Below are 6,931 nucleotides of genomic sequence, written 5' to 3' on the forward strand. Positions count from 1 at the left end.
TACTGCCGCCGAACGTCGTGGTGGCCGAGGCGTACGACGACTCCGCACCGGCCGAGCTGTATCCGGAGGAGGCCAGGGTCGTCGCGAACTCCGTGGACAGTCGGCGGCGTGAGTTCGCCACGGCACGGCTGTGCGCGCGACGCTGCCTCGCCCAGCTCGGCCTGCCACCCGGGCCCCTGCTGCCCGGCCGGCACGGAGCGCCGCGCTGGCCGGAATCCGTGACGGGCAGCATTTCGCACTGCACCGGCTATCGCGTCGCGGCCCTGGCCCTGACGTCCGATGTCGCCATGATGGGGATCGACGCGGAACCCGATCAGCCGCTGCCCGCAGGCGTGTTGGAGAGCATTGCCCTGCCCGGTGAAATCGCGCGGCTGCGCAGACTCCGGGCGACCGAACCCGGCGTGTGCTGGGACCGCCTGCTGTTCAGCATGAAGGAAGCGGTCTACAAGGCCTGGTATCCGGCCACGGGGCGCCGACTGGATTTCGAGGACGCCGACATCGAAGTGGACGCCGCGGCAGCCTCCTTCACGGCACGCATCATCCCTTCCCGGCCCCAGAACAGGGGAGAGTCCGGTCTTCTGAAGGGCCGTTGGCTGGCTCGGCGAAATCTTGTGGTCTCCGCCATCGCCGTACCGAAGGCGGTGGTCGTGCCTGACGAACTGGTTCCTGGCTGGCCGGTGACGTGTCGAAAGGTGCCGGTCAGTGCCGGAGGTCACCTTGGCTGACCGGGCCTGCGGGTGGCGGTCTGCTGGCGTGAAAGCAGCCCGGCGATGGCTTGGACCGTGGCGCTCATGTGGTCGCGGCGGCCGTGGTGACGGGCGAGTGCCCGCCAGTTCCTGAGGTGTGCGATGCCATGCTCGACCCGGATACGGCGTGAGGAATGCGCCTTGCGCCGGCGCTCGTAGATCTCCTCGTACCAGTCCGGTGGGTTCTTCTTGAACTTGCGATGCGGTGGTGTCACCACGCGGCCGCCGGTCTGGGCGGCCAGGCCCTGGTAGGCGGCGTCGGCAAGGATCTCCACGGCCGGGCCACCAGTCAGGTGCTTGACCAGGCCCAGCCTGCGGACCCGGATGCCGGCCGCGATGGTGCAGCCGCGGGTTGCGAGCAGCGGCCGCACCTCGCCGATCGCCCGGGTGATCGTGGAGCGGTCAACACCGACCCAGCAGGCCAGCACGTCGTGAGTCGCGCCGTGGCGAAGGTGGACGAGCGTGGCCAGGAGCCGGTCGATGAAGACCAGTCCCGTGATCCTCCGATTGTTGATCACCGCTGCACGAGTCCCGTTCCCCACCACGCGAACATGATCAGGGAGCAAGCCCCTGCGCCGCACCGCCAACCATGCACGAGGTCGTTACTCCTGCAAGGAGCTGATTCCATCAGGGAGTTGGTCTGACGACGCGGCGCAGCAGCCCGGCGAGCGGCAGTTGGTTGTGGTCACGGGTGGCAGCTCCGGCATCGGACTCGCCTGTGCAGAGCGCTTCCGCGCGGACGGGGCGGAGGTCGTCGTGCTGGATCTCGCGCACCCGGACAATCCGGTGGACACCACGGACCACAACGCGGTGGAGGCGGCGTTCGCCGCACTGCCGCGGACGCCGGACGTCCTGGTCAACGCGGCCGGCATCGGGGCGGCGCGCTCCTGCTCGACCTGGCGCCGGACGAGTGGCAGCGCATCCTCTCCGCCATCGGCATCGGGATCCGCGTCAACGCCGTGGCCCCCGGCCCGATCGATACGCCGATGATCTCGTTCGGCCTGCAGATGCCCACCGTCCGGGACGCGATCGACGGCCGTACGCCTCCGGAGGGGCGGACGGGAACGCTGGGGGAGGTGGCGGACGTCGTGGCGTTCCTGGCCTCCGACGCGGCGTGCTGCCTGCCCGAACGCCGGCGCCGGGCCGACGACTTCACCGACCTGTGGACTGCGACCGGGCAGCGCATGCTCAGCTGACCCCCGCGACCGCCCTACCCGCCCACGACCCGAAAGACATCGGAGAACCCGCACCGGACGGCCACCCGGCACACCGTGCTGCCCGCACTCGAAAGACCGCCCTGAACCCGCCCGACACCCGTGATCAGAGTGCACGCGATGGAGCGAGGTTCAGGGCGAGGCCTCGTCCAGCCGGCCCCGTTCGACCAGACGCTTCAGCTTCGCGCGTGCCCCCTCGGTCTTCGCGGTCTCGGCCGCAAGGCCGATCCTCGGCACGGTCTGATGGACCCGCACGGTCCCCGGAGCGTCCCCCGCCCCCGCGAACGGCGACACCTCTTCCGCCGCCGGTGGCGTCTCCCGCGGCGCGTGCGCCGAACGGCTACCCAGATCGGGGTGCCTTCCGGCCCTCCGTTATAGCTGGTCGAACGATCTACCGCTTACTTCGATTGCGTGACGAAGATTGAATCGCCCAATCGGATGACATCGCTGTTGGTGAAATAAAAGGAAGATGCCATGAGCCTGCCCCAGCATTGGTGGAGTGCAAGTCAAAGTTATGTCTCGGAGATCCTGTCACTGCTCGCAGCCGCGCCGGATCGCGATGTCGTTCATTGGCGTTGCGAAGCCTTCTCCGGTGGTGACCTGATTCGGTCCGTGACTGAAACGTTCCTTGCGCTGCGCAATCGCGGAGTGGGTAAGGGGGATGTGGTAGCGATTCTGGTCGCACCCAACAGCCCTGAGATGCTCACCGTGCGGTACGCGACACATCTGCTCGGCGGCGCCGTGTGCTATGTGCGAACCACTAATCCTGGTACCAGGGCAACGGTCCTTCCGCTGGATCACCAGATCCAAATCTTGCGCGACACCGAAACCGTGACCGTCTATGCCGATGCCGAAAATTCGGAGCGCGCGACAGAGCTCGCTGATGGTAGTGGGATCCCTGTAACGCGACGTCAACATGGGGAACGCAATGAGGTCGGCCGGGTCGATGTTGCCGATACCCCGGACGCCGTGTCATGGGAGCCGGATGCGCTAGCCTTCATCGGCTTCACGAGTGGCAGCACGGGACGGCCCAAGGGCATCCGGTTGGGGGGCCGCGCATGGGAAGCCACCATGCGTGCATGGATGGAGGTTGGTCGTGAATACGACTGTGCGTCGATCCTGGTGTCGACCCCTCTGAGTCATGGCGTTGCCGCGATGGCAGACGCAGTCTTCGCCTTGGGCGGAGCGCTCTATCTCCATGAGACCTTCGATGCCGAGAAATTCGTGGACACCGTCTCCGCGGAGAAGGGGGTCTCGTGGACGTTCATGGCGACAAATCACGTGTTCCAAGTCCTCGACCATCTGCTCGAGCGAGGAATCCGCGACAGAGACGCTTTGGAAGCTGCGGGCCTGTCTTCGCTGAAGCGGATTGTCTACGGCGGCAGCCCCGCGGCGCCCGCTAGAATTGCACAGGCTTTTCGGATTTTCGGCCCTGCTCTGGCGCAGGGGTATGCCACGAGTGAGAGCGGTCGGATCACGATCCTGACGCCTCAGGAGCACGGCGATCCGGAACTCGCGGCCACTGTCGGCCGGCCCTTCCCTGAGGTGGAGGTCGTCGTCTGCAACTCGAATTCGGGCGCGCAGTTGGCGGCGGGGGAAATCGGCGAGGTTCGTGTCCGCTCGCCTCAGATGATGGATGGCTATAACGGCAACCCGGAATTGACTGTACAAGTTCTTCGTGACGGCTGGTATTTCACCGGAGATATCGGCTGTCTCGACGAGCGAGGCTATTTGACTCTCTTGGGTCGGGTGGCCCACGTCATCAAGGTCGGCGGCGTCAAGGTTCATCCAATAGTTCTCGAGGCAGAAATTCTTTCCCACCCAGGCGTCCGGCACGCCGCCGTCTACGGCGTGCGGGACGAGGATGGAAGCGACCATATCCACGCCGCAATCGAATGCGATCCGGCTGAGGTGGTCGAAGTAGAAGATATCCGCGCGAGAATTGCTGAGGCGCTGTCCCCGATTCACGTGCCCGAGAAGATACATGTCTTGAGCGCTCTGCCGATGAATAGCAACGGCAAGCCCGACAAGGTGCTCCTGAAGTCGCAATGTTCCTAGCGTAGACCTTTCGGTTCGCAGGCCAATCCAACCGCTATGTCGAGAAGGCGAGTGAATGAACGTTCACCTGGCATCATACCTGAGTGGGAACACCGCTGACGATCTTGCTGAAAGCAAGCGCGAGTTCCTGGAGATCGGCCGTCGTTCCGGTCATTACCCCATGGCCAGTGCGCGGCGTGATGGGGTGGATTCGGAAGTAAGTGTCTGGTGCAGCAACGACTATTTGGGAATGGGCCAGAATCGCCAGGTCATCGCGGCCATGCACGCCGCGATCGATACTCATGGCGTAGGCTCCGGAGGTTCCCGGAATATCGGTGGAACCAACCATTATCACGTCCTTCTCGAAAATGAGCTGGCGGATCTGCACGGCAAGGAATCCGCTCTCCTTTTCACATCGGGATACACAGCCAACGAGGGATCGCTCTCCGTGCTGGCGGGGCTGCCGAAGGATGCCGTCGTATTTTCCGATGCGAAGAACCACGCCTCGATCATCGACGGTCTCCGGCACAGCGGTGCGCAGAAGCACGTCTTCAGGCACAACGACGTCGCCCACCTGGAAGAATTGATCGCGGCCGCTCCCGCCGACCGCCCGAAGCTTATCGTCGTGGAATCGGTCTATTCCATGTCGGGCAACGTTGCACCGCTCGCCGAGATTGCCGACATTGCGGACAAGTACGGTGCCACGACCTTCATCGACGAGGTCCACGCGGTCGGTATGTACGGCCCGCAGGGCGCCGGCATCGCTGCGCGGGAAGGCATAGCCGATCGGTTCACCGTCGTGATGGGTACCTTGGCAAAGGGTTACGGAACGGTCGGCGGCTACATTGCGGGACCGGCTGCCCTCGTGGACGCGGTGCGGACCTATTCGCGCTCGTTCGTCTTCACCACCTCGCTGCCGCCGGCGGTCGCGGCCGGTTCGCTGGCGTCGGTTCAGTACCTGCGGTCCTCCGATGTCGAGCGAAAGCTTCTCTCGGAGAATGCGCGGCTTCTGCACAGCCTTCTGATCGCGGCCGACATCCCGTTCATTTCGACGGACTCCCATATCGTTGCGGCCTTCGTCGGTGATGACGATATGTGCAAGCGGGCGTCCCAGCTGCTGTTCGAGCGGCACGGGATCTACGTCCAGTCCATTAATGCCCCCAGCGTGCCCGCGGGCGAGGAGATCCTGCGCATCGCTCCGTCTGCCGTGCACGATCAGAACGATGTCGAGAACTTCGCCCACGCACTTCATGGAATCTGGAAGGAATTGAACATCCCGACCGCGAGTGCCCGAGACTGGTTCACGTCCGAGCTCTGCGGTGGCGGCGCCCGCACCGCCGCGAAAGACGGACTGCTGCCGTAATGACCATGTCAGTTGCCGGCGTGCTGGCCGACACGGCGGCGCAGCGACCCAACCACTCGGCCGTGATCTACGAGTCCGAGCATTTCACCTACGGGTGGCTGTGGGAACAGGCGCGCCGCTACGCCTCCGTGCTGCGAGCCAACGGGGTACGGCCAGGAGACCGGGTCGCCATGCTCCTGGTCGACACCCCGCAGTTTCCCGCTGTGTACTTCGGCGTGCTGGCGGCCGGCGCCGTCGCGATCCCGCTGAATGTCATGTCGACCGCGTCGGAGATCGATCACGTCCTGACCGATGCCGACGCCCATTTTCTGGTGTGCTCCGCCTCCTTGCTCGCCCGGGCGAGCAAGGAGGCGGAGCCGCTCGGCACGGTGCTCCTCACTGTCGGCCCGGGCCCCGCGGGCACTGTCGACCTGGAGAACGCGGCACAGGAAACAGCGCCGATCGACGATTCCGCAGTGCGGGAACCCGACGATGTGGCGGTCGTGTTCTACACGTCCGGTACGACGGGTGAGCCGAAAGGGGTGATGCTCACCCACCGGAATATTCTGTACAACGTCGAGAGGATGGTCACCACTCCGTATGCGTTCCGGAGTGACGACGTATTGCTCGGGTGCTTGCCGCTGAGCCACGGCTTCGGTCAGATTTGTGGCATGCTGACGGGCTTCCGCGCCGGTATATCCATCGTCATGATGCCGAGGTTCTCCGGGCGGGAGGCCCTCGCGCTGATGACGAAACACCGGTGCACGGTTTTCATGGGTGTGCCGACAATGTATTTCAAGTTGCTCGATGCGGTGGCCCAGGGAGAGCAGGTTCCTCGGCTCGACCGCGTGTACAGCGGGGGATCCGCGCTTCCGGTCAAGACCCTCGAGGATGTCCGAAGCGCGTTCGGATGTCCTGTGTACGAGGGGTACGGGATGACCGAGACCTCTTGTAGCGTTGCCTATCACTATCCCGGCCTGACTTTTCGATCCGGAACAGTCGGTGTTCCGATCACTGGCATCACGGTCGGTATAGCTCGGCCGAATTCCGACAGGATAGATCTCCTGCCCGCCGGTGAGGTGGGCGAGATCGTGGTGCGCGGTCCGAACGTCATGGCCGGATATCTCGGTCGCCCAGATATCACCGCCGAGGTTCTGATCGACGACTGGTTCCTTACCGGCGATCTCGGCAGGCTGGATGGCGACGGCTACCTTTCGGTCGTGGGCCGTAAGAAGGACTTGATTCTGCGTGGTGGCTACAACGTCTATCCGCGCGAAATCGAGGAAATCCTCCTCGGGCATTCGGCCGTGGCGCAGGTGGCAGTTATCGGTGTTCCGCACCCTGTGCTTGGTGAGGAGGTCTGGGCGATTGTCGTGCCTGCCCGCCCGGAGGGCGTGACCTCTGGATCGGATGAAGAGATCATTGAATGGGGCAAACAGCGCCTCGCCGCATATAAGTACCCTCGTCGAGTCGAGTTCACCGACGCTCTCCCGATGGGGTCCAGCGGAAAGGTTCTCAAGCGGATGCTCGTCTCGAAATACGAGTCGACCGCCGGCTCGTCACTATGCGGCTGACCGGCCGCCACAGAATCA

Annotated in this window: 9 protein-coding genes; 6 read left to right on the forward strand and 3 right to left on the reverse strand. The window is 64.4% G+C overall.

Features of this window, described 5'->3' with window-relative positions; translation table 11 throughout:
• Positions 1–17: 17 nt before the first annotated feature.
• The gene (locus SLUN_RS31630; protein ID WP_306610721.1) at positions 18–725 is read left to right on the forward strand and encodes a 4'-phosphopantetheinyl transferase family protein; all 708 of its coding nucleotides are present in this window, start codon (positions 18–20) and stop codon (positions 723–725) included.
• Here the strand turns inward: SLUN_RS31630 and SLUN_RS31635 are convergent.
• Both SLUN_RS31635 and SLUN_RS41655 read right to left on the reverse strand, forming a co-directional pair.
• On the reverse strand, positions 713–1,264 hold the full coding sequence (locus SLUN_RS31635; RefSeq protein WP_257153831.1) for a transposase family protein: 552 nt from the start codon (positions 1,262–1,264) through the stop codon (positions 713–715). The genes SLUN_RS31630 and SLUN_RS31635 overlap by 13 nt on opposite strands.
• Positions 1,265–1,373: 109 nt before the next feature.
• Entirely contained in the window at positions 1,374–1,520 is a 147-nt protein-coding gene (locus SLUN_RS41655; protein ID WP_257153968.1) for a hypothetical protein, read from the reverse strand.
• On the opposite strand from SLUN_RS41655, the gene SLUN_RS31640 reads away from it, so the two are divergent.
• On the forward strand, positions 1,452–1,736 hold the full coding sequence (locus tag SLUN_RS31640) for a hypothetical protein (protein WP_257153949.1): 285 nt from the start codon (positions 1,452–1,454) through the stop codon (positions 1,734–1,736). The genes SLUN_RS41655 and SLUN_RS31640 overlap by 69 nt on opposite strands.
• Positions 1,733–1,942: a hypothetical protein gene (locus SLUN_RS31645; RefSeq protein ID WP_108155049.1), complete on the forward strand. Its 210-nt coding sequence runs from the start codon at positions 1,733–1,735 to the stop codon at positions 1,940–1,942. The genes SLUN_RS31640 and SLUN_RS31645 overlap by 4 nt, the downstream gene beginning before the upstream one ends.
• Positions 1,943–2,092: 150 nt before the next feature.
• Here SLUN_RS31645 and SLUN_RS41660 read toward each other — a convergent pair whose 3' ends face one another.
• Positions 2,093–2,215 carry a hypothetical protein gene (locus tag SLUN_RS41660; RefSeq protein ID WP_257153832.1) on the reverse strand — a complete coding sequence of 41 codons (123 nt, stop codon included), beginning with the start codon at positions 2,213–2,215 and terminating at the stop codon, positions 2,093–2,095.
• Between the two features lie 219 nt (positions 2,216–2,434).
• Here SLUN_RS41660 and SLUN_RS31650 point away from each other — a divergent pair, with 219 nt between their 5' ends.
• From SLUN_RS31650 to SLUN_RS31660, 3 genes are read left to right on the forward strand one after another with little or no spacing between them, the layout of a single operon-like run.
• Positions 2,435–4,018, forward strand: coding sequence for a class I adenylate-forming enzyme family protein (locus tag SLUN_RS31650; RefSeq protein WP_108153368.1), 1,584 nt, complete (start codon positions 2,435–2,437; stop codon positions 4,016–4,018).
• Between the two features lie 55 nt (positions 4,019–4,073).
• Complete coding sequence (gene hemA, locus SLUN_RS31655; RefSeq protein WP_108153369.1) at positions 4,074–5,360, forward strand: 5-aminolevulinate synthase; 1,287 nt, start codon at positions 4,074–4,076, stop codon at positions 5,358–5,360.
• A 5-nt stretch (positions 5,361–5,365) separates the two neighbouring features.
• On the forward strand, positions 5,366–6,913 hold the full coding sequence (locus SLUN_RS31660; protein ID WP_306610722.1) for a long-chain-fatty-acid--CoA ligase: 1,548 nt from the start codon (positions 5,366–5,368) through the stop codon (positions 6,911–6,913).
• Positions 6,914–6,931 lie beyond the last annotated feature (18 nt).

Source organism: Streptomyces lunaelactis, from assembly GCF_003054555.1.
GTDB lineage: Bacteria > Actinomycetota > Actinomycetes > Streptomycetales > Streptomycetaceae > Streptomyces > Streptomyces lunaelactis.

Bases quoted from the DNA above. Each gene is read 5' to 3' on its own strand.
- SLUN_RS31660 (WP_306610722.1), top strand. From the start codon at position 5,366: ATGTCAGTTGCCGGCGTGCTGGCCGACACGGCGGCGCAGCGACCCAAC.
- hemA (WP_108153369.1), top strand. From the start codon at position 4,074: ATGAACGTTCACCTGGCATCATACCTGAGTGGGAACACCGCTGACGAT.
- SLUN_RS31645 (WP_108155049.1), top strand. From the start codon at position 1,733: ATGATCTCGTTCGGCCTGCAGATGCCCACCGTCCGGGACGCGATCGAC.
- SLUN_RS31650 (WP_108153368.1), top strand. From the start codon at position 2,435: ATGAGCCTGCCCCAGCATTGGTGGAGTGCAAGTCAAAGTTATGTCTCG.